The sequence below is a fragment of the Streptomyces flavofungini genome (assembly GCF_030388665.1).
Classification (GTDB): Bacteria; Actinomycetota; Actinomycetes; order Streptomycetales; family Streptomycetaceae; genus Streptomyces; species Streptomyces flavofungini_A.
Genome location: NZ_CP128846.1, coordinates 3,159,280 through 3,183,792, shown reverse-complemented (window position 1 = coordinate 3,183,792; position 24,513 = coordinate 3,159,280). Strand labels below are relative to the sequence as shown.

The 24,513-nt window shown below is 71.2% G+C and carries 22 protein-coding genes and 2 tRNA genes; 14 read left to right on the top strand and 10 right to left on the bottom strand.

What is annotated here, in order from left to right; genetic code table 11:
- The first annotated feature begins 59 nt into the window (after window positions 1–59).
- From QUY26_RS12655 to QUY26_RS12645, 3 genes are read left to right on the top strand one after another with little or no spacing between them, the layout of a single operon-like run.
- Window positions 60–1,874, top strand: a complete 1,815-nt coding sequence (locus QUY26_RS12655; protein WP_289946065.1) for a TerD family protein — start codon at window positions 60–62, stop codon at window positions 1,872–1,874.
- An 11-nt stretch (window positions 1,875–1,885) separates the two neighbouring features.
- Window positions 1,886–2,566: an AIM24 family protein gene (locus QUY26_RS12650; protein WP_016641652.1), complete on the top strand. Its 681-nt coding sequence runs from the start codon at window positions 1,886–1,888 to the stop codon at window positions 2,564–2,566.
- A gap of 16 nt (window positions 2,567–2,582) precedes the next feature.
- A complete protein-coding gene (locus QUY26_RS12645; RefSeq protein WP_289946060.1) occupies window positions 2,583–3,338 on the top strand; it encodes an AIM24 family protein in 756 nt (251 codons plus the stop codon).
- 135 nt (window positions 3,339–3,473) lie between these two features.
- Here QUY26_RS12645 and QUY26_RS12640 read toward each other — a convergent pair whose 3' ends face one another.
- Window positions 3,474–4,010, bottom strand: coding sequence for an NUDIX hydrolase (locus QUY26_RS12640; protein WP_289946058.1), 537 nt, complete (start codon window positions 4,008–4,010; stop codon window positions 3,474–3,476).
- Window positions 4,007–5,479, bottom strand: a complete 1,473-nt coding sequence (locus tag QUY26_RS12635; RefSeq protein WP_289946057.1) for a zinc-dependent metalloprotease — start codon at window positions 5,477–5,479, stop codon at window positions 4,007–4,009. The genes QUY26_RS12640 and QUY26_RS12635 overlap by 4 nt, the downstream gene beginning before the upstream one ends.
- Before the next feature lie 193 nt (window positions 5,480–5,672).
- On the opposite strand from QUY26_RS12635, the gene QUY26_RS12630 reads away from it, so the two are divergent.
- The 4 genes from QUY26_RS12630 to QUY26_RS12615 all read left to right on the top strand — a co-directional run bounded on the left by QUY26_RS12630 (window position 5,673) and on the right by QUY26_RS12615 (window position 8,950).
- The gene (locus tag QUY26_RS12630; RefSeq protein WP_436840311.1) at window positions 5,673–6,875 is read left to right on the top strand and encodes an SDR family oxidoreductase; all 1,203 of its coding nucleotides are present in this window, start codon (window positions 5,673–5,675) and stop codon (window positions 6,873–6,875) included.
- Window positions 6,876–6,987: 112 nt separating this feature from the next.
- Complete coding sequence (locus tag QUY26_RS12625; RefSeq protein WP_289946055.1) at window positions 6,988–7,455, top strand: molybdenum cofactor biosynthesis protein MoaE; 468 nt, start codon at window positions 6,988–6,990, stop codon at window positions 7,453–7,455.
- Window positions 7,456–7,594: 139 nt separating this feature from the next.
- The gene (locus QUY26_RS12620; protein ID WP_289946054.1) at window positions 7,595–7,777 is read left to right on the top strand and encodes a hypothetical protein; all 183 of its coding nucleotides are present in this window, start codon (window positions 7,595–7,597) and stop codon (window positions 7,775–7,777) included.
- Between the two features lie 78 nt (window positions 7,778–7,855).
- Window positions 7,856–8,950 (top strand): YlbL family protein, encoded by a 1,095-nt coding sequence (locus QUY26_RS12615; RefSeq protein ID WP_289946051.1) that lies wholly within the window; start codon window positions 7,856–7,858, stop codon window positions 8,948–8,950.
- Window positions 8,951–9,045: 95 nt separating this feature from the next.
- On the opposite strand, the gene QUY26_RS12610 is transcribed toward QUY26_RS12615, so the two are convergent.
- The gene (locus QUY26_RS12610) at window positions 9,046–9,603 is read right to left on the bottom strand and encodes a PPA1309 family protein (RefSeq protein WP_289946049.1); all 558 of its coding nucleotides are present in this window, start codon (window positions 9,601–9,603) and stop codon (window positions 9,046–9,048) included.
- A gap of 151 nt (window positions 9,604–9,754) precedes the next feature.
- On the opposite strand from QUY26_RS12610, the gene QUY26_RS12605 reads away from it, so the two are divergent.
- The 4 genes from QUY26_RS12605 (at window position 9,755) to QUY26_RS12590 (ending at window position 15,333) form a co-directional block, all read left to right on the top strand.
- A complete protein-coding gene (locus QUY26_RS12605) occupies window positions 9,755–12,739 on the top strand; it encodes a UPF0182 family membrane protein (protein ID WP_289955673.1) in 2,985 nt (994 codons plus the stop codon).
- A 78-nt stretch (window positions 12,740–12,817) separates the two neighbouring features.
- A tRNA-Met gene (locus QUY26_RS12600) sits at window positions 12,818–12,891 on the top strand.
- A gap of 342 nt (window positions 12,892–13,233) precedes the next feature.
- Complete coding sequence (locus QUY26_RS12595) at window positions 13,234–15,204, top strand: tetratricopeptide repeat protein (RefSeq protein ID WP_436840310.1); 1,971 nt, start codon at window positions 13,234–13,236, stop codon at window positions 15,202–15,204.
- A gap of 55 nt (window positions 15,205–15,259) precedes the next feature.
- Window positions 15,260–15,333, top strand: a tRNA-Met gene (locus QUY26_RS12590).
- A 144-nt stretch (window positions 15,334–15,477) separates the two neighbouring features.
- On the opposite strand, the gene QUY26_RS12585 is transcribed toward QUY26_RS12590, so the two are convergent.
- On the bottom strand, window positions 15,478–15,897 hold the full coding sequence (locus QUY26_RS12585) for a Fur family transcriptional regulator (RefSeq protein WP_289946044.1): 420 nt from the start codon (window positions 15,895–15,897) through the stop codon (window positions 15,478–15,480).
- 144 nt (window positions 15,898–16,041) lie between these two features.
- Between QUY26_RS12585 and QUY26_RS12580 the strand changes: the two genes are divergently transcribed.
- A complete protein-coding gene (locus QUY26_RS12580) occupies window positions 16,042–17,493 on the top strand; it encodes a catalase (protein WP_289946042.1) in 1,452 nt (483 codons plus the stop codon).
- Between the two features lie 65 nt (window positions 17,494–17,558).
- On the opposite strand, the gene QUY26_RS12575 is transcribed toward QUY26_RS12580, so the two are convergent.
- Complete coding sequence (locus QUY26_RS12575; RefSeq protein ID WP_289946041.1) at window positions 17,559–17,957, bottom strand: CBS domain-containing protein; 399 nt, start codon at window positions 17,955–17,957, stop codon at window positions 17,559–17,561.
- A 244-nt stretch (window positions 17,958–18,201) separates the two neighbouring features.
- Complete coding sequence (gene hisN / locus QUY26_RS12570; protein WP_289946040.1) at window positions 18,202–19,002, bottom strand: histidinol-phosphatase; 801 nt, start codon at window positions 19,000–19,002, stop codon at window positions 18,202–18,204.
- Between the two features lie 147 nt (window positions 19,003–19,149).
- Here hisN and QUY26_RS12565 point away from each other — a divergent pair, with 147 nt between their 5' ends.
- Window positions 19,150–19,755, top strand: a complete 606-nt coding sequence (locus QUY26_RS12565) for a TetR/AcrR family transcriptional regulator (protein ID WP_289946038.1) — start codon at window positions 19,150–19,152, stop codon at window positions 19,753–19,755.
- A gap of 75 nt (window positions 19,756–19,830) precedes the next feature.
- Here QUY26_RS12565 and QUY26_RS12560 read toward each other — a convergent pair whose 3' ends face one another.
- The 4 genes from QUY26_RS12560 to QUY26_RS12545 all read right to left on the bottom strand — a co-directional run bounded on the left by QUY26_RS12560 (window position 19,831) and on the right by QUY26_RS12545 (window position 23,648).
- On the bottom strand, window positions 19,831–20,154 hold the full coding sequence (locus tag QUY26_RS12560) for a DMT family transporter (RefSeq protein WP_289955672.1): 324 nt from the start codon (window positions 20,152–20,154) through the stop codon (window positions 19,831–19,833).
- A gap of 235 nt (window positions 20,155–20,389) precedes the next feature.
- Complete coding sequence (rsgA, locus tag QUY26_RS12555; protein WP_289946037.1) at window positions 20,390–21,400, bottom strand: ribosome small subunit-dependent GTPase A; 1,011 nt, start codon at window positions 21,398–21,400, stop codon at window positions 20,390–20,392.
- A gap of 15 nt (window positions 21,401–21,415) precedes the next feature.
- Complete coding sequence (gene aroA, locus QUY26_RS12550) at window positions 21,416–22,765, bottom strand: 3-phosphoshikimate 1-carboxyvinyltransferase (RefSeq protein WP_289946035.1); 1,350 nt, start codon at window positions 22,763–22,765, stop codon at window positions 21,416–21,418.
- 160 nt (window positions 22,766–22,925) lie between these two features.
- On the bottom strand, window positions 22,926–23,648 hold the full coding sequence (locus QUY26_RS12545) for a M50 family metallopeptidase (RefSeq protein WP_289946034.1): 723 nt from the start codon (window positions 23,646–23,648) through the stop codon (window positions 22,926–22,928).
- A 49-nt stretch (window positions 23,649–23,697) separates the two neighbouring features.
- Here QUY26_RS12545 and QUY26_RS12540 point away from each other — a divergent pair, with 49 nt between their 5' ends.
- Complete coding sequence (locus QUY26_RS12540) at window positions 23,698–24,513, top strand: SOS response-associated peptidase (protein WP_289946033.1); 816 nt, start codon at window positions 23,698–23,700, stop codon at window positions 24,511–24,513.

Genomic DNA, 24,513 nt, shown 5'->3' with positions numbered 1-24,513 from the left:
GGACGGAGCGGTTAGCCTGGCGCGACGCAACCACTCGGGATGGGGGACGGTCGTTACGTATGGCCAGGGAATTCCAACGCGGCCACAAGGCCAAGATCAGTGACCTCACCGCGGGGACCGATCTGTACGTAGGCGTGCACATCGCTGCCCCAGGGCTGACCTTCGACATCAGCTGCTTCGGCCTCGACGCGAGCGAGCGGCTGTCGGACGACCGTTACTTCATCTTCTTCAACCAGCCGAAGTCTCCGGAGGAGTCGCTTCAGCTCCTGGGTGCCCAGGCTGGTGACGACGAGTCCTTCCGCGTCACGCTCGACCGGATCCCGCCGCAGATCCAGAAGCTGTCGTTCACCGCGGCGATCGACGGCGCCGGACAGATGTCGCAGCTCGCCTCCGGGTACATCCGGATCGTGGCCGGCGGCGAGGAAGTGGCCCGGTACTCCTTCAACGGCTCGGAGTTCTCCACCGAGCGCGCCCTCATGCTGGGCGACTTCTACCTGAAGGACGTCTGGCGCTTCGCCGCGATCGGGCAGGGCTTCGACGGCGGTCTCGACGCGCTGATCAGGAACTTCGGCGGCGAGGTCGCCGAGGACGAGCCCGCGGCGCCCGAGCCGCAGGCCGTCCCGGGCTTCGCGCCGCCCGCCGGTGGCGCACCCGCCGCGGCGGCACCGCCCGCGTTCGGCGCGCCCGCAGGTCCCGCCGCGCCGCCCGCCTCGCCGTCCCCGGCGCCGGTCCCGGCCCCCGCGCCCGACCCCGCTCCCGCCCAGCACTTCGCGCCCCCCGGCGGCGCCACGCCTCCGCCCGCCCCGGCCCCCGCCGACCCCTCGGTGCACGCCGCGCAGACCATCGTCGCGCCGATCAACCAGCCGGGCGGCACCGTCCCGCCCCCGCAGGCCCCGGGCCCGTACGGCCAGCCGGGCGCGCAGCCGCAGGGCCAGCCCTACAGCCAGCCGGGCCAGACCCCGCCCCCGCCGCCCGGCTACGGTCAGCAGCCGTCCGCGCCCCTGCCGCCCGGCTACGGCCAGCCCGCCGCGCCGCCCTCGCCCGGCTACGACCAGCAGCAGCCCTCCGCGCCCTTGCCGCCCGGCTACGGCCAGCCGCCGCAGGCCCCGATGCCCGGCCAGATCCCCGGCCAGCCCCCGTTCGGCCAGATCCCCGGCCAACCCCCGTTCGGCCAGGCCGCCCCGGGCGGAGTGCCGCAGGGCGCCCCGCAGGCCGCCGGTGTGGCCGCGGCCCTCCAGAAGTACCGCGAGGCGGGCACGGGACAGCGCTGGACGCAGCAGAACGAGAAGCTGGTCCGGGTCGACCTCGGCGTCGGTGACCAGCCGGTGCTCGCCCGCCAGGGCAGCATGGTCCTGTACCAGGGCAAGGTCGAGTTCGGCTACAAGGGAGCGGGCTTCCAGGGCCGCATCGTCGGCAACGCGACCGGCCAGGAGATGCAGCTCATGCGCTGCTCCGGACGCGGCCAGGTCTTCCTCGCGGAGGAAGGCACGCACCTGCACCCCATCGAGCTCCAGGGCGACGCGATCTGCGTCTCCGCGGAGAACGTCCTCGCCTTCGACGAGTCCCTCCAGCACGAGGTGCGGCGCATCGAGGGGCATGGGATCCCCGGTGGCGCGCTGTTCGTCATGCAGTTCCAGGGGACCGGCACGGTCGTCGTGAAGACGCACGGCATGCCCGTCGTGCTGCCGGTCACGCCGACGACGTTCGCCGACTGCCACGCCGTGGTCGCGTGGTCGGCGGCGGCGCAGGCCATCGTCTCCAGCCAGGTCAGGCTGCGCGGAAACGCCTCCGCGGGCTCCACGGGGGAGAGCGTGAACCTCCAGTTCCGTGGCGCGCCCGGCAATTTCATCGTCGTCCAGCCGTTCGAGGTCTGAGGGAGCCCGTCATGAACCAGCAGCTCGCGGGCTTTGCCCCGGCACCCGTCGCCGCCCGCATGGAGAACCACGGCCACCACATGGTCAAGGTCGCCATGCAGACCGGCAACGACCTCCTCGCGCGCGTGGGGTCGATGGTCGCCTACGAAGGCTTCGTGCAGTACGAGCCGAACCCGCCCGCCGTCCGCCAGATCGCGCGCGACTGGATCACCGGCGAGGGCGCCCCCCTGATGAAGTGCTCCGGAGACGGCCTGCTCTACCTCGCCGACTACGGAGCCGACGTCGTCGTCATCAACCTGGCGGGCGACTCGCTCTCGGTGAACGGCACGAACCTGCTCGCCTTCGACGCGAGCCTCCAGTGGGGCGTCGAGCGGGTCAAGGGCCTGGCGAAGTTCGCCGGGCAGGGCCTGTGGAACATCAAGGTCTCCGGCCAGGGCTGGGTGGCGCTGACCTCCCGGGGCACGCCGATCGTCGTCGACTGTGGCCGCGGCGACGACGAGACGTACGTGGACCCGGACGCGCTGATCGCCTGGTCGCCGAACCTGAAGGTGAAGGGCAAGCGCAGCTTCAGGGCCGGCTCGCTGATCGGGCGCGGCAGCGGCGAGGCCTACCAGATGGGCTTCTCCGGAGAGGGCATCGTCGTCGTACAGCCCAGTGAGGACAGCACCGACCGCCTCCGGATCCGGAGCTGAGGGGGAGCAACACACCATGCAGAGCTCGCTTTTCGCGCACGCTGAGCAACAGACTCAGGAGCGCTACTCCGTCCAGAACCCGCAGCTCCTGCGGGTCGCCCTCGAAGGCCACGACGACGTGCTCGCCCGCAAGGGCTCGATGGTCGCCTACCAAGGGCTCATCGAGTTCGACGCCGAGCACCAGAGTCGGGGCCAGCAGCGTGCCCGCGCGCACACCGGCGAGGGCCTGGACCTGATGCGCTGCCACGGGCAGGGCACTGTCTACCTGGCGAACCTGGCGCAGTACATCCACCTGGTGGACGTGGACCAGGACGGGCTGACGGTGGACAGCGCCTACGTCCTCGCCATGGACTCGTCCCTCACCCACCAGGTCATCGCGGTGGACAGCCAGTTCGGCATCTCCGGCTCCGGGAAGTACCAGCTCAACATCACCGGGCGTGGCAAGGTCGCCCTGATGACGTCGGGCCAGCCGCTGATGCTCCAGGTCACCCCGGACCGGTACGTCAACGCCGACGCGGACGCGATCGTCGCCTGGTCCAGCGGGCTGCGGGTGCAGATGCAGGCCCAGACGCACTCCTCGGGCGTCTGGCGGCGCCGCGGCAACACCGGCGAGGGCTGGGAGCTCAGCTTCATGGGGCAGGGCTACGCCCTCGTCCAGCCCAGCGAGATGCTGCCGCCGCAGCACGCCAACATCGGCCAGGGCGCGCGGGCCCAGTTCGGCATGGGCCAGCAGGGTGCCCGGGGGCAGAACCAGGGCAACATCTGGAGCTGAGCGGTTCCCCGGGGACGGGAATCAGGAGCAGGCGGCGGGGAACCGCGGGCCGGTTGTGGCCGGTCGCGCAGTTCCCCGCGCCTGTTTCGTCTCAGGAGCACACGTCCCCGCGCCCCCTTCAGGGGCGCCCGCCCGCTACAGGCGTGCCCTTGTCGCCTCGACGAGGCGCACGACCGATTCGTCGGCCACCTCAGCCACCTCGTCGTACGCGAACCAGCGCAGGTCGAGGGACTCGTCGCTGATCGCCTCGGTCGCGTCCGCGGGCGCCAGCGCGGCGTACTGCACGTCCAGGTGCTGGGTGCACGGGCCGGGGATCGGGTGCCGGTCCAGGCGGACCGGGCCGCCCGCCAGGAGCGTCAGGCCGGGGATGCCGGACTCCTCCGTCGCCTCCCGCAGCGCGGCCCCGGCCAGCGTCGTGTCGCCCGGCTCGCAGTGGCCGCCCATCTGGAGCCACATCCGCAGCTTCTTGTGCAGCGTGAGCAGCACGCGCCCGTGCGCCGGGTCGACGACCAGGGCGCTGGCGGTCACGTGCCCGTCCGTGCAGGCCTTCCAGAGGCCGTCCTCGGGGTGCGCGGACAGGTGGTCCAGGTAGTACTGGCGCAGCTCGTCCTGGCCCTCGTACCCGTCTTCGTATGCCTTCAGTACGAGAACCGCGTCGTCGTGCAGGCTCACTTGCTGTCGTCGTCCTTGCCCTCGCCGGAGCCGCCCCCGGCCGGGCCGCCGTCCTCGGCGTCGCCCTTCTTGAGGTCGGGCTTGCCGGTCGCGTCGCCGCTCGCCGCCTCGCCGAGCATCTTGTCCAGCTCGGAGAAGTCCAGCTGCTCGCGGTGCACGAAGCCGTCCGGGTCGTCCAGGTCCGACGCCGTCGGCAGCATGTCCGGGTGGGCCCACAGGCCGTCGCGGCCGTCCACGCCGCGCGCGTCCGTGAGCGAGGCCCACAGGCGCGAGGCGTCCCGCAGGCGGCGGGGGCGCAGCTCCAGGCCGATGAGCGTGGCGAAGGTCTGCTCGGCGGGGCCGCCGGTGGCGCGGCGCCTGCGCAGCGTCTCGCGCAGCGCGTCCGCGGACGTCAGGCGCGGCTTGGCCGCCGCGTGCACGACCGCGTCCACCCAGCCCTCGACGAGCGCGAGAGCCGTCTCCAGGCGGGCGAGGGCGGCCTTCTGCTCGGCCGTGTCCTCGGGCTGGAACATGCCCTGCTGGAGGGCGTCCTGCAGCTGCTCCGGGTTCTGCGGGTCGAACTGGCCGACGACGTCCTCCAGCTTGGAGGTGTCGACCTTGATCCCGCGGGCGTATCCCTCGACGGCGCCGAACAGATGCGAGCGCAGCCACGGCACATGGGCGAAGAGCCGCTGGTGGGCGGCCTCGCGCAGGGCCAGATACAGGCGCACCTCTTCCATCGGCACGCCCAGGTCCTTGCCGAACGCCTCCACGTTCACCGGCAGGAGCGCGGCCTTGCCCGCGGGGCCGAGGGGCAGGCCGATGTCCGTGGAGCCGACGACCTCGCCCGCGAGGACGCCGACGGCCTGGCCGATCTGCTGGCCGAACATGGCGCCGCCCATGGAGCGCATCATGCCGATCAGCGGGCCCGCCATGGCCTGCATCTCGTCGGGAAGGACGTCGCCCATGGCGAGGCCGACCCGCTCGGCGACCGGGTCGACGAGCTCCTTCCAGGCCGGGAGGGTCGCCTCGACCCACTCGGCGCGGCTCCAGGCGACGGCGCTGCCCGCGCCGGACGGCAGGGACGTCGCGTCGTCGAGCCACAGGTCCGCGAGGCGCACGGCCTCCTCTACCGAGGAGCGCTCGGCGGGGCCGACACTGGCGTCCTTGGTGCCGTCCGCGGTGCCCTGCGAGACGGTCTGGCGGGCGATGTCCTTGGCCATGTCCCAGTTCACGGGACCGCCCTCGTACGACAGCATCTGGCCGAGCTGCTGGAACGCGGCCCCCAGGTCGTTCGGATTCATCGATCCGAACATCGCGGCGAAGGGGTTGTCACCCCCCGCGCCGCCCGCTCCCAGCGGCCCGAAGCCGAACGGGTTGGCAGGGCCACCGGAACCCTGTCCCCCTCCGGGGGTGTCCTTCTTCTTGCCCTCGTCGCCGTTCTCCGGCTCCTCCGGCGGAAGGCCGAATCCGAATGGGGTGTCACTCACGGGATTCCTCGGCTCGTAAGGCCACCGGATCTTGGGTCCGGCGGCGGCTGCCCGACAACACCACCCAGCGTAGACACCGCGGCGGGTTCGGGCCTCGGTGCTCCGCCGCCTCGGGGGCTGCGGCAGGATGGTGCCACCTGGTACGTACGCGTCAGTTTGCGTCTGTACTGAAGACAACCGCTGGAGACGCCCGGTGAGTTCCCCAGATCCACAGGTTCGCGCAGCGCGAAACCCCGAAGACCCGACGCCGCCCGAGGCCGGCACAGGGCTGGACGCCGAGTCGACGGGGGAGGCGCCACCCTCGGTGGTGCCGCTGCGCGACGGCTCCTCGTCCGCGGCCCCGCGCGGCCCCGTCGTCGCCGTCACCGGCGCGGCCACGGGCGTGGGCGCGCAGCTCACCGAGCGCCTTGCCGCGTCCGAGGAGATCAAGCAGGTCGTGGCCATCGACGAGCGCCGCGGTGAGTGCGCGCGGGCGCAGTGGCACATCCTCGACGTCCGGGACCCGGCGATCGCCGAGAAGCTGCGCGGCGTGGACGTCGTCGTGCACCTGGCGCTCGACCTCGACCTGGAGACCGACGCCGCGGCCCGCACCGCGTACAACGTGCGGGGCACGCAGACCGTCCTCACGGCAGCCGCCGCCGCGGGCGTGCACCGGGTCGTCCTGTGCACCTCGGCGATGGTCTACGGAGCGCTCGCCGACAACGAACTGCCCCTCTCCGAAGACGCCGAACTGCGGGCGACCGCGGAGGCGACGGGCGTCGGCGACCTCCTGGAGATCGAGCGGCTCGCCCGCCGGGCGCCGCGCGCCCATCCCGGTCTGAACGTCACCGTGGTGCGGCCCGCCATCCTCGTCGGCGGCACCGACACCGCGCTGACCAGGTATTTCGAGTCGCCGCGGCTTCTGGTCGTGGCCGGGTCGCGGCCCGCGTGGCAGTTCTGCCACATCGACGACCTGTGCAGCGCGCTGGAGTACGCCGTCGTGGAGAAGGTCGAAGGGGATCTGGCCGTCGGGTGCGACGGGTGGCTGGAGCAGGAGGAGGTCGAGGAGCTGAGCGGCATCCGGCGCATGGAGCTGCCCTCCACCGTCGCCCTCGGAGCCGCGGCCCGGCTCCACCGGATCGGCCTCACGCCGTCCCCGGCGGGGGACCTCGCCTACACGATGTATCCGTGGGTCGTCAGCGTCAGCCGGCTGCACGACGCCGGGTGGCGGCCGCAGTGGACCAACGAGGAGGTCCTCGCGGAGCTGCTCGAGGAGGTCGCCGGGCGGCGGACCGTCGCGGGGCGGCGGCTCGGGCGCAAGGACGCCACGGCTGCGGGGGCCGCGGGGGCGACGGTGGCTCTGCTGGGTACGGCCGCCTTGGTGCGGCGGGCCCGGAAGGCTCGGCGTCGGCTCTAGGGTCCCGCCGCGGCGGCTGTGGTGCGGGCTGTAGGGACGTCCAAGTGGCGGGCGTCGGTGCCGGGGGAAAACGCTATTCCTGGATGTCAGTGGTGTGCGGCACGATGGGGGCATGGCGCGTAATCCGATGGACCACCCCGGTGAGCAGGCTGGTGCCGAGCCGATTCGGCTGCTGGCGATCCGGGACACCCCGCTATCGCTCGACGAGGTCTTCCAGGCCGTCGGGGACGACTCCGCGGGCGGGACGGCGCTGTTCGTCGGGACGGTGCGCGACCACGACGGCGGCGCGGACGTGGACGAGCTGGGCTACTCCAGCCACCCCAGCGCCGAGGCCGAGCTGCGCCGGGTCGCGGAGAAGGTCGTCGCCGACTACCCCGTGCGCGCCCTGGCCGCCGTGCACCGGGTCGGCGACCTCGCCGTGGGAGACCTCGCGGTCGTGGTCGCGGTGTCCTGCCCGCACCGGGCCGAGGCCTTCGCCGCCTGCCGCAAGCTGATCGACGACCTCAAGCACGAGGTGCCGATCTGGAAGCACCAGCGGTTCTCGGACGGCCAGGAGGAGTGGGTGGGAGCCACCGGGTAAGCGGGACAGCCGGGGCGGCCGGGGGGTTGGCCAGAGGGCTCCGGTTGCGTAACCCGACCCCTGCCGTGAGCGTTGACGGAGCGGATGGTTAATCTGCTGATCAGTCAGTTTTGGTCGCTCATGGGGTCGGGAGGTCGACATGGCGTCGCTTGCCTGGTTGCTGATTCCGCTTCTGGCGGCGGTCGGTGCCGGTCTGTGGGCCGGTTGGGCCAACCGGAACCGCAAGAGCGGCAGGACCGGTGACATCAGCGAGCTGAACGGCTACGCGGCCTTCCGCGAGGCGATGGAGAAGTCCCACTCGGGCTCCGACACCCCTGCCTGATCCCGTACGGACCTCCTGCCCGATCCCGTACGGACGCCCCAGGGATACACCCACAGGACCGTCCCGTACTGTCGTTCCATGCCACGCCGCACTGCGACGATGCTCGCCTCCACCCTGATGCTGATCGCGCTGCTCTGCGCCGGAGTGCTCATCAAAGTGCCGTACTCGGAGATGTCCCCGGGGCCGACGGTGAACACCCTGGGCGACCACGACGGCGAGCCGGTGCTGCGGATCTCGGGCCGCAAGACGTACCCGACGAGCGGCCACCTGAACATGACGACGGTCAGGGTCACCAGCGCCGACTACAAGATGAACCTCCCGGAGGCCGTGTACGGCTGGCTGGCGCACGACAACATCGTCGTGCCGCACGACACCCTGTACCCGAACGGCAAGACCGAGCAGCAGTCGACGCAGGAGAACGCGGAGGAGTTCAGCCAGTCCCAGGAGAGCGCCAAGGTCGCCGCCCTGAAGGAGCTGAAGATCCCCGTGAAGTCGCAGGTGGTCGTCTCCAGCGTCTACAAGGACAGCCCCGCCGAGGGCAGGCTGCACGCCGGTGACGTCATCAGGAGCGTCGACGGCAAGCCCGTGAAGGAGTTCACGGACGTCGCCGAACTCGTCAGGAAGCACGAGCCGGGCGAGCAGGTCGTGTTCGGGATCGTCCCTGTCAAGGAGGCGGCCGCCGCGGAGAAGGCCGGGAAGCGTCCTGCCGTGACCGAGGAAGTGAAGATCACCACGACCAAGGCCGAGGAAGACCCCAAGATCGCGATGGTCGGCATCAAGGCCGGGACCGACCACACGTACCCGTTCACCATCGACATCAAGCTCGCCGACGTGGGCGGGCCGAGCGCCGGGCTGATGTTCGCCCTCGGCATCGTCGACAAGCTCACGCCGGGCGACCTCACCGGCGGCAAGTTCGTCGCCGGTACCGGCACCATCGAGGACAACGGCAAGGTCGGCCCGATCGGCGGCATCGAGATGAAGACCGTCGGCGCGCGCGACAAGGGCGCCGAGTACTTCCTGACGCCGAAGGACAACTGCGCGTCCGCCGCGAGCGACGTCCCGGACGGGCTCACGCTGGTCAAGGTGAACACCATCGAGGACGCCGTGAAGTCGCTGAAGGCCATCAGCAAGGGCGACACCGCCGACCTGCCGAAGTGCACCACGAAGAGCTGACCCGGCAGCGGTGGCCGGGGCGGCCGACGCCGGCCCCGGCCACGTAGCGTGCGAAAAGGATCAGGAAAACCACTCCGCGGACGTCGCCGCCGAAGCTACTCCGCGAACGTCGCCGCCAGTGCTTCCGCGAGCCCCGGCACCAGGTCCGAGCCGGTGAGGACGTCCGTCGCCGCGTCCTTCTCGCGCAGCCGCAGCGCCGACTCGCGGGCGCCGTCACGCAGCACCGCGACGGTCATGCGGACCTCCTGGCGCTCGGGGTGCTCGGCCACCCACTTCGCGAGCTGCTTCTCGCTCATACCGTCCGGAACGGACGCCTCCGCGGACGGCGGGAGCATCAGGCGCTCCACGCTCAGGGCACAGCCCGCGACCGAGTCGGGCCAGGCGATGGTGCCGAGGAACTCGTCGAGCGGGGAGCCCGCGGGCAGCTCCTCCTGCTCGATGGGGGTCAGGGGCGCGGCGGCCGCGGCGTCGGCCAGGCCGAGGCGGTCCGCCAGGGTCGGCTCCTGTACGCGGAGCCGTGCGGTGTCGACGAGTGCGAAGAGCCGTGCGGGCTGATCCCAGCCGAGACCTGCGACATAGTCGTCGATTTCGAGCACTGCACGGGTGAGGGGACTCGCGGCCATCGGTGGGCCGGAGGAGGAAACGTTGGGCATGTCCAATATCCTGCCTCGTTCGGACCCGGGAACGGGAACTGAGTAAAGCATCGGTAAGTTGCATGAGTGGGCTCTACGATCGCGGGGCCCGTTTCAGCCAGCCACAGCAACAGCTACAGCGAACTTCGAGGTGCGCACCTTGGCTTTCCAGATGCCGGACCGCGGCGGAGGCCCGACGGGGCCACGGATCAGAGTGGGCCGACCGTCCCGTCGTGTCCGGACCCTGCTCATGACGCTCGGCGTCCTGGCCGTCCTTGCCATGGCGTTCGTCATGTTCGCGGGATTCTGGACGGACTGGCTCTGGTACCGCTCCGTGGGCTATTCATCCGTTTTCACCACGACCCTGTGGACCAAGATCGGCCTGTTCTTCGTCTTCGGCCTGATCATGGCGGCCGCAGTCGGGGTGAACATCTGGCTGGCGCACCGGCTGCGCCCGCCGCTGAGCGCCATGTCGATGGAGCAGCAGAGCCTCGACCGGTACCGCATGGCGATCGCGCCCTACAAGAAGTGGCTGCTGATCGGCATCACCGCTCTTGTCGGCCTGATCGCGGGCGCGTCCGCCGCCGGTCAGTGGCGCACCTGGCTGATGTGGGTCAACGGCGTCCCCTTCCACCAGAAGGACCCCCAGTTCCATCTGGACGTGGCCTTCTTCGCCTTCGACCTGCCCTGGTACCGCTTCCTGCTGGGCTTCGGCTTCGCCGCCGCGGTGCTCTCGGTGATCGCCGCCGCCCTGACGCACTACCTGTACGGCGGACTGCGCATCACCAGCCCCGGCGGGCGGGCCACCGCCGCCGCCACCGGGCACCTCTCGGTGCTCATCGGCATCTTCGTGGCCCTGAAGGCGGTCGCGTACTGGCTCGACCGGTACGGCCTCGCGGTGAAGTCCAGTGACTTCAAGGCCACGGGTAACTGGACGGGCCTGCGCTACGTCGACGCGAACGCCTACCTCCCGGCGAAGACCATCCTGTTCTGCATCGCCGTCATCTGCGCGCTGCTGTTCTTCGCGACGCTGTGGCGGCGCACCTGGCAGCTGCCGGTCATCGGCTTCGGCCTGATGGTGCTCTCCGCGATCCTCATCGGCGGCCTGTACCCGGCCATCGTGCAGAAGTTCCAGGTCCAGCCCAACGAGCAGGCCAAGGAGTCGCCGTACGTCGAGAAGAACCTCGAGGCGACCCGCAAGGCGTACGGCATCGGCGGCACGAACGTCAGGGAGTACCCCGGCGTCAGCAAGACCCAGGACAAGACGAAGCTGCGCGACGACGTCGCCGGCGCCGCGAGCCTGCGCCTGCTGGACCCGAACATCGTCTCGCCGACGTTCCAGCAGCTCCAGCAGATGAAGAACTACTACGGCTTCCCGTCGAACCTCGACGTCGACCGGTACAAGTCCAAGGACGGCACGGCCCAGGACACCGTCATCGGCCTGCGCGAGCTGAATCTCGACGGCATCCCGAAGAACAACTGGATCAACGACCACTTCCGCTACACCCATGGGTACGGCGTGGTCGCGGCCAAGGGCACCGAGGCCGACGACCAGGGACGCCCGAAGTTCACCGAGTCCGACCTGCCGTCCAAGGGCAGCCTCGGCAAGTACGAGCAGCGGATCTACTACGGCGAGAAGACCACGCAGTACTCGATCGTCGGCGGTCCCCAGAAGGAGATCGACTACTCCGACGACGACGGCGAGAAGACGACCAGTTACCGGGGCAAGAGCGGCGTCAACCTCTCCAACCCGCTCAACAGGGCGGCGTACGCGGTGTCGTTCGGCGAACCGCAGATGCTGTACTCCGGAGCGATCGGTGAGGGCTCACGGATCCTGTACAACCGCACGCCCAAGGAACGCGTCGAGGCGGTGGCTCCTTGGCTGACCATCGACGGCGACGCCTACCCGGCGGTCGTCGGCAACAGGATCCAGTGGATCGTCGACGCGTACACCACGACGAACGGCTATCCGTACGCCTCGCGCACCACGCTCGGCGACACCACGGCGGACTCGCTGACGGCGAAGAACAACCAGCGCGCGGTGGTGGCCCAGCAGAACCAGGTCAACTACATCCGCAACTCGGTGAAGGCGACCGTCGACGCCTACACCGGAGACGTCAAGCTCTACGAGTGGGACACCAAGGACCCCGTCCTCAAGACGTGGCGCAAGGCGTTCCCGGACACCGTCAAGGACAAGAGCGAGATCTCCGCGGCCCTGATGGACCACCTGCGGTATCCGCAGGACCTGTTCAAGGTGCAGCGCGAACTGCTCACCCGCTACCACGTGAAGGACGCCGAGACGTTCCTGAGCGGCAGCGAGGTGTGGCAGGTGCCGGACGACCCGACGAACCAGACGTCGAGCGCCGTCCCGCCGTACTACCTGAGCATGAAGATGCCCGGTCAGAAGACGCAGGACTTCTCACTGACGACGTCCTTCAATCCCAACGGCCGGGACAACCTGAGTGCCTTCATGTCGGTCAACGCCGAGGCGGGGACCGATGACTACGGCAAGATCAGAATCTTGAAGATGCCGTCGAGCACGACGGTCGACGGGCCCAAACAGGTCCAGAGCAAGTTCAACTCCAACGAAGCGATCGCGGAACAGATCAGACTTCTCAAGGGCGGCGACTCCGAAGTCGACTACGGGAATCTGCTCACCGTGCCGTTGGACGGAGGACTGCTCTACGTAGAACCCGTCTACGTCAAGGGTGGCGGGCTGAAGTATCCGCTCCTGAAGAAGGTCCTCGTCACCTACGGCAACAAGATCGCCTTCGAGGACACCTTGGACAAGGCGCTCAACGTGGTCTTCGGTACGGCGGACAAGTCGCCTCCCGAGCCACCGGACAAGGGCGAGAAGCCCGAGAAGCCCGACAAGCCCGACAAGGAGAAGCCACCGGCGACCGGGAGCCCGGATCTCCAGAAGGCCATCGACGACGCCCAGAAGGCGATCGACGAAGGCAAGGAGGCCCTCAAGAACGACGACTGGGAGGCCTACGGCAAGGCGCAGCAGAAGCTGCAGGACGCCTTGCAGCGGGCCGAGGACGCCCAGAGCAAGCCGTCGGGCAGTGGGGACGGCAAGGGGTCGGACGGATCATCGGACGGGACGGACAAGAAGCCTGACAAGGATGCCGACAAGGGCGGCGGAGACAGCGGCTAGTCGCCGCGCTGCCCGCCCATAGCGCGCGGGCAGCGCACGGGCACCACCTCGCGCCGTGGTACGGTTGCTACACAACGGCGCGGGGTGGAGCAGCTCGGTAGCTCGCTGGGCTCATAACCCAGAGGTCGCAGGTTCAAATCCTGTCCCCGCTACTGAAGCGAAGGCCCGGATCCTCTTGAGGATCCGGGCCTTCGTCATGCGCGGGTCCGGTCCCGGCGCGACAGGGCCTATACCGGTGGCCCATGCCATCGGTGTGGGGTTCGTGCGAAGAGTGGTCCGGGCGGGGGGAGTTGAGCAAAGCTGTGTTTCACTTATCTCTCTGTGGGCATGTCGACAAAACGCTGAAGTGACCTCACTGGCTGCGGTATACCAGGTGTACCCAGGTTGCAGGTGGTGCGACGATGGACGTTATGGGGGACAAGGCAACTCTGTTGGAGAGTGGGCGGTTTGCGCAGTCGGCCGAACGGGAGGATCCCGGATCGGCCGCTGAGGAGATGCGACACCGGAACGCGGCCGAGGCCGGAGACGTGGACGCGATGAGCGTTCTCGGCAGCCTGCTGCTGCGCCGCGGTGATCTCGACGGTGCCGAATCCTTGCTGCGGGCCGCGACCGCGGCCGGTGACCGAGCCGCCGCCAACAACCTCGGCGTCCTTCTGCACCAGCGTGGATATGTCGATGAAGCGGCAGGATGGTGGCGCATCGCAGCCGTCGCCGGTTCCGCCGCGGCGGCCCACGCGCTGGGCCGCCACCACCGCGAGCGCGGCGACGAGCCCGCCGCCGAGTACTGGCTCCGGCAGTCCGCCGAGCAGGGCCACACGCTGGGGGCGTACGCCCTCGCCGACCTCCTGGAGCACCGCGGTGACGTGGGCGCCGAGCGCTGGATGCGCACGGCGGCCGAGCGGGGTCACCGCGAGGCGGCGTACCGCCTGGCGCGGGCGCTCGACAAGCGCGCGGAGCGCGAGGGGCCGGGGGATTCCGGCGTCCGGACCGGGACCGGTCTGCGGCCCGCGCTGTCGGCACTGTCCGGTCAGCCGGGCCGGCCGGGCCAGCCGGGTCAGTCCGGGCGCCCCGGTGCGGGCGGGCGGATCGACGGTGCGCGGCCCGGTCTCGTGCGCCCTGACATGGGGGCGCGCATGGGGAACATGCGCCCTGCCGGTGGCTCGCGCGCGGGTGACGCGCGCTCTGACAACGGACACAAGGACGGTGTCCGCGCGGGCGGCGCCGACGCCCGGCGCGGCGGCGACCGAGGCCTCTCGCTCACCGACGAGGCGGAGCAGTGGTACCGGCAGGCGGCCGCGCGCGGGCACCGGCGGGCCGCCCTGCACCTCGGCGCGATCCTGGAGCGGCGGGGCGACCTCAAGGAGGCCGGGCGCTGGTACCTGACGTCGGCCAAGGACGGCGAGGCGCGCGCCGCCTGCGCGCTCGGCTTCCTGCTGCGCGACGCGGGCGACGAGGAGAACGCCGCCGCATGGTGGCTGCGGGCCGCCCAGGACGGCGACGGGAACGCCGCCAACGCCCTGGGCGCGCTGCACGCCGAGCGCGGCGAGACCCAGACCGCCGAGCGCTGGTACCGCGCGGCCATGGACGCGGGTGACAACAACGGCGCGTACAACCTCGGCCTGCTCTGCGCCGAGCAGAAGCGCACCGCGCAGGCCGACCAGTGGTACCGCCGCGCCGCCTACGCCGGGCACCGCGAGGCGGCCAACGCGCTCGCCGTGCTGCTGCTCCAGGGCGGCGACGCGGCCGGCGCCGAGCCGTGGTTCTCCAAGGCCGCGGAGGCCGGCAGCGTGGACGCGGCGTTCAACCTCGGGATCCTGTACGCGAGTCGGGGGGACGACGCCGCGGCCCTCAAGTGGTACGAGCGAGCCGCCGCCGCCGGGCACACCGACGCCGCCCTCCAGGTCGGCACGGCGCGGCTGCGCGAGGGCGACGAGCGGGAGGCCGAGCGGCACCTGCGGTGCGCGGCGGGCGGCGGCAGCGCCGAGGCGGCGTACCGGCTCGGCACCGTGCTCGACGCGCGGCGTCCGCCCGCAGGGCCGCCCGCGCTCGGGGAGCCCGCGGCGCAGAAGACCGAGTGCGAGGAGTGGTACGAGCGCGCGGCCGAGCAGGGGCACCGGCGGGCCCAGGTCCGGGTCGGGATGCTCGCGGCGGGCCGCGGCGACGTGGTCGAGGCCGCGCGCTGGTACCGGCTCGCGGCGGAGGCCGGGAGCCGGAACGGGGCGTTCAACCTGGGGCTGCTGCTCGCCCGTGAGGGCAGTGAGCCGGAGGCGGCGCTCTGGTGGACCCGGGCCGCCGACGCGGGGCACGGGCGCGCGGCGCTGCGGCTCGCCCTGCTGTACGCGCGGCGGGGGCAGCTCACCGAGGGGCAGCGGTGGGCCTCCCGGGCCGTGGAGCTCGGGCCTGCGGAGGTCGCCGAGCGCGCCGCGCGGTTGCGCGAGGCGCTGCGGCAGGAGCTGACTGCGTAGCCTCTGGAAGCGATTTGCGCTGGTCGTGGGCCTGGCGTACTGTTGGGTTCACCGACGCGGGGTGGAGCAGGTCGGTAGCTCGCTGGGCTCATAACCCAGAGGTCGCAGGTTCAAATCCTGTCCCCGCTACTGAAAGACCGAGGGCCGGATCCATTGCGGATCCGGCCCTCGGTCGTGTGCGCGCGCCGGACGGCCGTGCGCGCACAACGGCGAAGGCCCGGCACCGTGGGTGCCGGGCCTTCGTACGAGAAGGGGTGCGGGAGAGGAGCCGCGCTAGGCCGCTGCCGCGCAGTTCGGGCACACGCCCCGGTACGTGACCTCCACGTCCGAGATCGTGAAGCCGAAGCGCTCCGAGTCGGGCAGGGCCGACAGCGGATTCCCCGTCGGGTGCACGTCGCGGATGGCGCCGCAGTGGGCGCACACCAGGTGCTGGTGCGGCCGGTGCGCGTTCGGGTCGTACCGCTTGGCTCTGCGGTCCGTCGAGACCTCGAGGACCTCGCCGAGCGAGACCAGCTCGCCCAGGGTGTTGTAGACGGTCGCCCGGGAGATCTCCGGCAGCTTGTCGACGGCGCGGGCGTGGACCTCGTCCGCCGTCAGATGCACGTGCTCTCCGTCGAGGACCTCGGCCACGACACGCCGCTGCGCGGTCATGCGCCAGCCGCGTCCGCGCAGTCGTTCCAACAGGTCACTCATGCAGCCAGCCTAACAGGCAGGGGGACCAGGTCCCGAACGGGTGTGACTTTGGAAGCTTACTTGACTTAGACATTGTCTATCGTAGGATCGAGTTCGGCATACGCCAAGGGACAGGACTTGCACCGAATGACGCAGGAGGCGCACGTGACGCAGGGACCCCTCACGACCGAGGCAGGCGCACCGGTCGCGGACAACCAGAACAGCGAGACCGCGGGCGTCGGCGGACCGGTCCTGGTGCAGGACCAGGCGCTGCTCGAGAAGCTCGCCCACTTCAACCGCGAGCGCATCCCGGAGCGCGTCGTGCACGCGCGGGGCGCGGGCGCCTACGGCACCTTCACGGTGACCGCGGACGTCACGAAGTACACGCGTGCCGCGTTCCTCTCCGAGGTCGGCAAGGAGACGGAGACCTTCCTCCGCTTCTCCACGGTGGCCGGCAACCTGGGCGCGGCGGACGCGGTGCGCGACCCGCGCGGCTTCGCGCTGAAGTTCTACACCGAGGAGGGCAACTACGACCTCGTCGGCAACAACACCCCGGTGTTCTTCATCAAGGACGCCATCAAGTTCCCGGACTTCATCCACACCCAGAAGCGCGACCCGTACACGGGCTCCCAGGAGGCCGACAACGTCTGGGACTTCTGGGGCCTGAGCCCGGAGAGCACGCACCAGGTGACCTGGCTGTTCGGCGACCGCGGCATCCCGGCGTCGTACCGCCACATGAACGGCTACGGCTCGCACACGTACCAGTGGACGAACGAGGCCGGCGAGGTCTTCTGGGTCAAGTACCACTTCAAGACCGACCAGGGCATCAAGAACCTGACCGCCGCGGACGCCGAGGTCCTCGCGGGCAAGGACCCGGACTCCCACCAGCGCGATCTGCGCGAGTCCATCGAGCGCGGCGAGTTCCCGTCCTGGACCGTGCAGGTGCAGATCATGCCCGCGGCCGAGGCGGCGGACTACCGCTTCAACCCCTTCGACCTCACCAAGGTCTGGCCGCACGAGGACTACCCGCCGATCGAGATCGGCAAGCTGGAGCTCAACCGCAACCCGGAGAACGTCTTCGCGGAGGTCGAGCAGTCCATCTTCAGCCCCGCCCACTTCGTGCCGGGCATCGGTCCGTCGCCGGACAAGATGCTCCAGGGCCGCCTGTTCGCGTACGGCGACGCCCACCGGTACCGCGTCGGCATCAACGCCGACCACCTCCCGGTGAACCGCCCGCACGCCACCGAGGCGCGCACGAACAGCCGGGACGGCTTCCTGTACGACGGCCGCCACAAGGGTGCGAAGAACTACGAGCCGAACAGCTTCGGCGGCCCCTTCCAGACGGACCGCGCGCTGTGGGCGTCCACGCCCGTCAGCGGCGGCACCGGCAACCACGAGGCGCCCAGCCACGCCGAGGACGACGACTTCGTGCAGGCGGGCAACCTCTACCGGCTGATGTCGGAGGGCGAGAAGGCGCGGCTGATCGAGAACCTCGCGGGCAGCATCGCGGGCGTGTCGCGCGATGACATCGCCGAGCGCGCCATCGCCAACTTCCGGCAGGCGGACGGTGACTTCGGCAAGCGCCTGGAGGCCGCGGTCCAGGCCCTCCGCGGCTGACCACCGGCGTTCTTGCCGTAGGCGACGGGCCGGATCCCCACCGGGGTCCGGCCCGTCGGGCGTGCTCAAGCCATGGTCACGGCCTCGCGGCGTATCGGTGCCCAGCAGCGGATGATGTCGCGCACGGAGACGATGCCCACCGGCTCGTCGCCGTCGAGCACGATGAGGTGCCGGAACCCGCCGTGCGACATCGCGTCGGCGGCGTCCTCCAGGGTCCAGGTCGGCGCGGCGAAGACGACGTCGGTCGTCGTGTGCGTGCCCGCGGTCTCGGTGTCCGGGTCCTGGCCGAGGCCGAGGGAGATGAGGACGTCGCGCTCGGTCAGGATGCCGAGGCCGTAGGTGTCGGGGTCGAGGACGACGGCCGCGCCGACGCGGCGGGCCGACATCAGCCGGGCGGCCTGCCGGAGGGTGTGGGCGGGGCCGATGGTGAGGACCATCGTGCTCATGGCGTCGCGGACGAGCATGGGCTGGAGCCACCTCCTTGGTGAACCCGTGGTCCACGCGATGCCGAAGGATTGCCTCCGCTTCGAAGCGGAAGGAGGCTTCCCGTCGTCGGCCTGGAGAACGGGTTCACAAGTTCACAAGTGGGAGAGCTCTCAGAGTCGCAGGCACGCGGGGCGGCAACAAGAGGGCGTACGGGGTCAGTTCGCCGGACGCCACGAGCGCCGGTGCACGCCCTTCGCCGCTCGCCGACGGGGCGGGTCCGCGTCAGTAGCGCTGGTTGAGGTAGCCGAGCAGCTCGTCGTGGAGCAGGCCGTTCGACGCCGCCGCGTTGCCGCTGTGCGGGCCGGGGGTGCCGTCGAGGCCGGTGAAGCTGCCGCCCGCCTCCGTCACGACGATCGCGTTCGCGGCCATGTCCCAGAGCGAGAGCTCCGGCTCCGCGCACAGGTCGACGGAGCCCTCGGCGACCATCATGTACGGCCAGAAGTCCCCGTAGCCACGGGTGCGCCAGCAGGCCCGGGTGAGGTCGAGGAAGCCGTCGAGGCGGCCCTGGTCCTCCCAGCCGCTCAGCGAGGAGTACGCGAGCGAGGCGTCCTGGAGCCGCGAGACCTTCGAGACGCGCAGCCGCGTCGCGGACGTCAGGCTGCGGCCCGTGTACGCGCCGCCGCCCTTCGCGGCCCACCAGCGGCGACCGAGCGCGGGCGCCGAGACGACGCCGACGACCGGCTGATAGCCGCCCTCGCCCGCCTCCATGAGGGAGATGAGCGTGGCCCAGACGGGTACGCCCCGTACGTAGTTCTTGGTGCCGTCGATCGGGTCGATGACCCAGCGGCGCGGGCCCGTGCCCTCGATGCCGTACTCCTCGCCGAGGATCGCGTCGCGCGGCCGTGCCCGCTGGAGCTGGCCGCGGATCAGCTCCTCGGCGGCCTTGTCGGCCTCGCTGACCGGCGTCATGTCCGGCTTGGTCTCGACCTTGAGGTCGAGGGCCTTGAACCGGTCCATGGTCGCGGCGTCAGCGGCGTCCGCGAGGACGTGGGCGAGGCGCAGATCATCGTGGTAGTCGGGCATGGGTGAACAGTATCGATCTCGATTCGGACGGGCCACAGCGCGTATCGGGCGGTGCCCGCAGGAACCCTTGACAGTGCCCGTGGGCGCGTCAACTCTGGCGAGCAGGACCGCAAGGACCGTCCAGGTCCGGGGCAGCGGGAGGCGACGATGCCTGCAGCGCGGGAGTCACTGCTGGACGCGGCCTACACCGCGCTGGCCCGCAGGCCGTGGGCCGGGGTGCGGATGGTCGACGTGGCAGCCGTCGCCGGGGTGTCCCGGCAGACCCTCTACAACGAGTTCGGCAGCAAGGACGGGCTCGCCCGGGCGCTGCTCAGGCGCGAGACCGACACGTATCTGCGGGGCGTCGAGAGGGCGCTCGCGCAGGCCCGCGACCCCGTGGACCGCCTTGCCGCGGTGAGCGCGTGGACGATCGGGGCGGCGCGCGACAACGTCCTGGTACGAGCGGTGCTCACCGGCTTCTGGGGCGAGCGGCTCCCGGCGCCGAGCCGGGCCGCCGTGTCCAGCTCCCCGGTCCCCGCCCAGCGCCGCGCCGACGCGGGCGTGCCCACCCCCGCCGAACTCATCGCCCAGGTCAGGGACCGCGCGATGGCCGCACTCACGGAGCGCGGCCGCCCCTCGGAGACGGAGGAACTGGCGCGGGCGTGCGAGAGCGCGGTGCGGGTGGCGCTGTCGTACGTGGTGGCGCCCGCGGGGCGGGAGGAGGATCCGGTGCGCCTGGTGCGGAGGGTGATCGCGGGGGCGGCGGGGCGGTGACCGCCGCCGCGGGGCCGAGGGCGAGTCGCGGGGCCGAGGCGCGAAGGTGTCAGCCGCCCCGTGTCGCGGCCGGCGTCAGTGCGCCGAGCCCGACAGCTGGAGCCCGATGACGCCGACGATCACCAGCGTGATGGAGACGATCTTCAGCGTGGAGACCAGGTCGCCGAGGAAGACCATGCCGTAGATCGCGGTGCCCGCCGCCCCGATGCCGGTCCAGACCGCGTACGCGGGCCCCACGTCCAGCTTCTTCAGGGCCAGCGTGAGCAGGCCGAAGCTGCCGAGCGCGAAGGACGCGAACGCGATGGTGGGCCAGAGCCGGGTGAAGCCGTGCGACAGCTTCAGGCAGACCGCGAATCCGGTCTCGAGAATCCCGGCGACGATGACCAGCAGCCACGCCATGGTTGTGCCTCCCACGTCCGTACGTTCCGTGACCGCTTCACCAAAGCTTGAATCAATCTTGGTGCGATTATGCACTTACCGGAGCGACGGGGACGTAAACAACGCGGAGTTCAAGGCCGATTGGCCGCCCTCGCTTTCGGACGCCCCCGTGTCAGTCTCCCTCGTATCGGCCACCTTCGCGGGTCACCTTCGTCGGTCGGTCGCCGTCGTCGGTCGCCCTTGTCGGTCGCCCTCGTCAGTCGCCCTCGTGCCGCTCACGGGTCGCGAGCAGTCGGCGCAGCGAGTACAGCCGGGCCGGATCCGCGTGCCCCTCGGCCACCCACGCGTCGAGCGCGCAGTCCGGCTCGTCGTGGCTGCACGCGCGCGGGCAGTCCTCGGTGCCGGGCTCCAGGTCGGGGAAGGCGTGGATGACGCGCGACGGGTCGACGTGGTGCAGGCCGAAGGAGCGCACGCCGGGAGTGTCGACGACCCAGCCCGCGTCGTCGGGCAGCGGCAGGGCGAGGGCGGAGGTGGTGGTGTGCCGGCCGCGCCCCGTCACCGCGTTCACATGGCCGGTGGTGCGCCGCCGCTCCGGCGGGACCAGGGCGTTCACGAGGGTCGTCTTGCCGACGCCGGAGTGGCCGACGAACGCCGTGATCTTCCCGGCGAGTTCGGCGCGCACGCGGTCGGCGGCGTCGCCGTTCTCCAGCTCGTCGCGGCTGGTGACGACGTAGGGGATGTCCAAGTCCCCGTACAGCTCCAGGAGTTTGTCCGGGGGCGCGAGGTCGGACTTGGTGAGGACGAGCAGGGGGGTGAGGCCGCCGTCGTAGGCCGCGACGAGGCAGCGGTCGATCATGCGGGGGCGCGGCTCGGGGTCGGCGAGGGCGGTGACGATGGCGAGCTGGTCGGCGTTGGCGACGACCACGCGCTCGTAGGGATCGTCGTCGTCGGCGGTGCGGCGGAGCACGGAGGTGCGCCCCTCGATGCGGACGACGCGCGCGAGTGTGTCCTTCTTGCCGGACAGATCGCCGACGATGCCTACGCGGTCGCCGACGACGGCGGCCTTGCGGCCCAGCTCACGGGCCTTCATGGCGACGACGACGCGGTCCTCGACGAGGCAGGTGAGGCGGCCGCGGTCGACGGTGAGGACCATGCCCTCGGAGGCGTCCTCGTGCTTGGGGCGGATGTGCGTGCGCGGGCGGTTGCCCTTGCGGTTGGGGCGGACGCGGATGTCGTCCTCGTCCGGGTTCTTGCCGTAGCGGCGCATGGTCGTGATCGCCCGTCAGTTCCCGAGCATCCCGGCCCACAGCTCGGGGAAGTCGGGCAGCGTCTTGGCGGTGGTCGCGACGTTCTCGATCTGCACGCCGGGCACGGCGAGGCCGATGATCGCGCCCGCGGTGGCCATGCGGTGGTCGTCGTAGGTGTGGAAGACGCCGCCGTGCAGCGTGCGGGGGCGGATGTGCAGGCCGTCGGCGGTCTCGGTGACGTCGCCGCCCAGCTCGTTGATCTCCTTGGTGAGCGCGGCCAGGCGGTCCGTCTCGTGCAGACGCAGGTGGGCGACGCCGCGCAGGGTGGAGGGGGAGTCGGCGAGGGCGGCGACGGCGGCGATGCCGGGGGTCAGCTCGCCGACCTCGCTGAGGTCGACGTCGATGCCGTGCACGGAGCCGGAGCCGGTGAAGGTCAGGCCCTGCTCGGTCAGCTCGCAGGAACCGCCCATCTCGGTGAAGATCCGGCGCAGCGCGTCGCCGGGCTGCGTGGTGCGGGCGGGCCAGTCGGGGATGGTGACCCGGCCGCCGGTGATCAGGGCCGCGGCCAGGAACGGCTGGGCGTTGGACAGGTCCGGCTCGACGGTCAGGTCGCGGCCGAGCAGGGCGCCGGGCGTGACCCGCCAGACGTTCGGCTCGCCGCCCGCCTCGGGGGTGTCGACCTGGGCGCCGCACGCGCGCAGCATGTCGACGGTCATCCGGATGTGCGGCATGGAGGGCAGGGCGCTGCCCACGTGCCGCACCTCCACGCCCTGGTTGAAGCGCGCGCCCGAGAGCAGCAGCGCACTCACGAACTGGGACGAGGAGGAGGCGTCGATCTCGACCTGGCCGCCCTCCAGCGCGCCGCCGCCGTGCACGGTCAGGGGCAGCGCGCCGGGGTTGCCGACGGCGGAGTCGTCGATGCGGGCGCCGAGGGCGCGCAGCGCGTCGATCACGCCGTGCAGGGGGCGCTCGTACGAACGGGGGTCGCCGTCGAAGCGGATGGGGCCGTCGGCGAGGGCGGCGACCGGCGGCAGGAAGCGCATGACCGTGCCCGCGTTGCCGACGTCGACCGTGGCGGGGCCGCCCAGGCCCGAGGGGATCACGCGCCAGGCCTCACCGGAGCCGTCGGGACCGCCGGCGACGGAGGAGCTGGACGACACGGTCTCCTCGATGCCCACACCCATGGCGCGCAGCGCGGCCGCCATCAGGAGCGTGTCGCGCGAGCGCAGCGGGCGGCGCAGCCAGCCCGGCTCGGCGGCGAGCGCGGCGAGGACGAGGCCACGGTTGGTGACCGACTTCGAGCCCGGCACGTGGACCGTCGCGGCGACGGCTCCGCTCGCGTGCGGGGCGGGCCAGAGGGCGGTGTGTGTCGGGTTCACGGTCATGCCCACACTTTAGTGTCTTGCGGCGACCGCAGATCTTGATCAAAAGTGGCGAAACCCAGGCGAAACAGAGAACGGGCGGGGAGTACCCGGCCACCACGGGGTGACCGCGAGCCGTCGCCCGGGTGCCGTGGCGCGGCCGACCGGCCCGCCCCGCCCGATGTCACGCCGTGAGCATCCAGCGCGCTCCCCCTATGAGCGAGCACAGCGAGACGGCGTGGAACAGGAACAGCCACATCCCCGCCGGGACGTGCGTGAGCCGCGACAGCTGATCCGCGTCGGAGTCCCCGGCGCCCCCGTGCCTGCGCTTGGACTGCAGCTCGAAGGCGGGACGCACGCCGCCGAGCAGCAGGAACCACACCACCGTGTACGCGAAGGCGGCCTGCACGTCCGTCTCCGCGAGCCAGGAGACGCCGAGGAACACCCCGCCCGAGATGATCACGGTCAGCGCGCCGTAGGCGTTGCGGATCATCACCAGCATGGCGACGAGCAGGGCCGTGGCGACCCACAGAAGCGCCGTGATGCGGCCCTCGCCCAGCAGGGCCGCGCCCGCGAGGCCGAGCAGTGGCGGCGCGGTGTAGCCGGCGGCGGCGGTGAGGATCATGCCGAGGCCGGTGGGCTTGCCGCGGCTGACGGTCAGGCCGCTGGTGTCGGAGTGCAGCCGGATGCCGTCCAGGCGGCGGCCGGTGAGCAGGGCTACCAGGCCGTGGCCGCCCTCGTGGGCGATGGTGACGGCGTTGCGGGAGACCCGCCAGACGGCGTGCGGAAGGACGGCGGCGAGGGCGACGGCCGCGGTGACGAGCACCAGCCACTGCTCGGGGGCGGCCTGGGTGCCGGTGAGGCGGTCCCAGAGGTCGCTCAGGCTGGCGGAAGCGGAGGTGTGCATTGCTGAGTTGGCTCCCTGTCGTCGGCCGCAGCATGGCAGTCTGGCACGTATGTGCGGACGGTATGCATCGAGTCGTAGGCCCGAGGATCTCGCAGGAATCTTCGAGATAGAGAAGTGGGAGCCGCAGGAGGCTCTTGAGCCGGATTACAACGTGGCTCCCACGAAAGAGGTCTACGCCGTCCTCGACCGTCCTCTCAAAGACGCTGAGGACCGCCGTCCGGTTCGTCAGCTGCGCAAGCTGAAGTGGGGACTCGTACCGTCCTGGGCGAAGACGCCCGAGGGCGGCGCGCGGATGATCAACGCGCGCGCGGAGACGGTGCACGAGAAGCCGTCGTACCGGCGGGCCTTCACCACCCGCCGGTGCGTGCTGCCCGCGGACGGCTATTACGAGTGGGTGACCGGCCAGGCCGAGCGCGACCTGGAGGTCGAGGGGAAGAAGAAGCGGCCGCGCAAGCAGCCGTACTTCGTGACCCCGGCGGACGGGTCGGTGTTCGCGATGGCCGGGCTGTACGAGTTCTGGCGGGACAAGACGCTCCCCGACGAGCATCCGCTCGCCTGGTGGGTGACGTGCTCGGTGATCACCACGGAGGCCGAGACCGCCCCGCTGGCCGTAGGCCCCAAGGAAGGCCCGCAGGCCCTCGCGGACATCCACCCGCGCATGCCGCTGATGCTGACCCCCGACCGCTGGGACGCCTGGCTCGACCCGGCCCGCACGGACGTGGACGACCTGCGCGCTCTCCTGGAGCCGCCCCCGCCGGGCCTCATGCGGGCCTACCCGGTCTCGACGGCGGTGAGCAGTGTGAAGAACAACGGGCCGGAGCTGCTGACGGAGCTGGAGGGCCCGGAAGAGGGCACACTCTTCTGA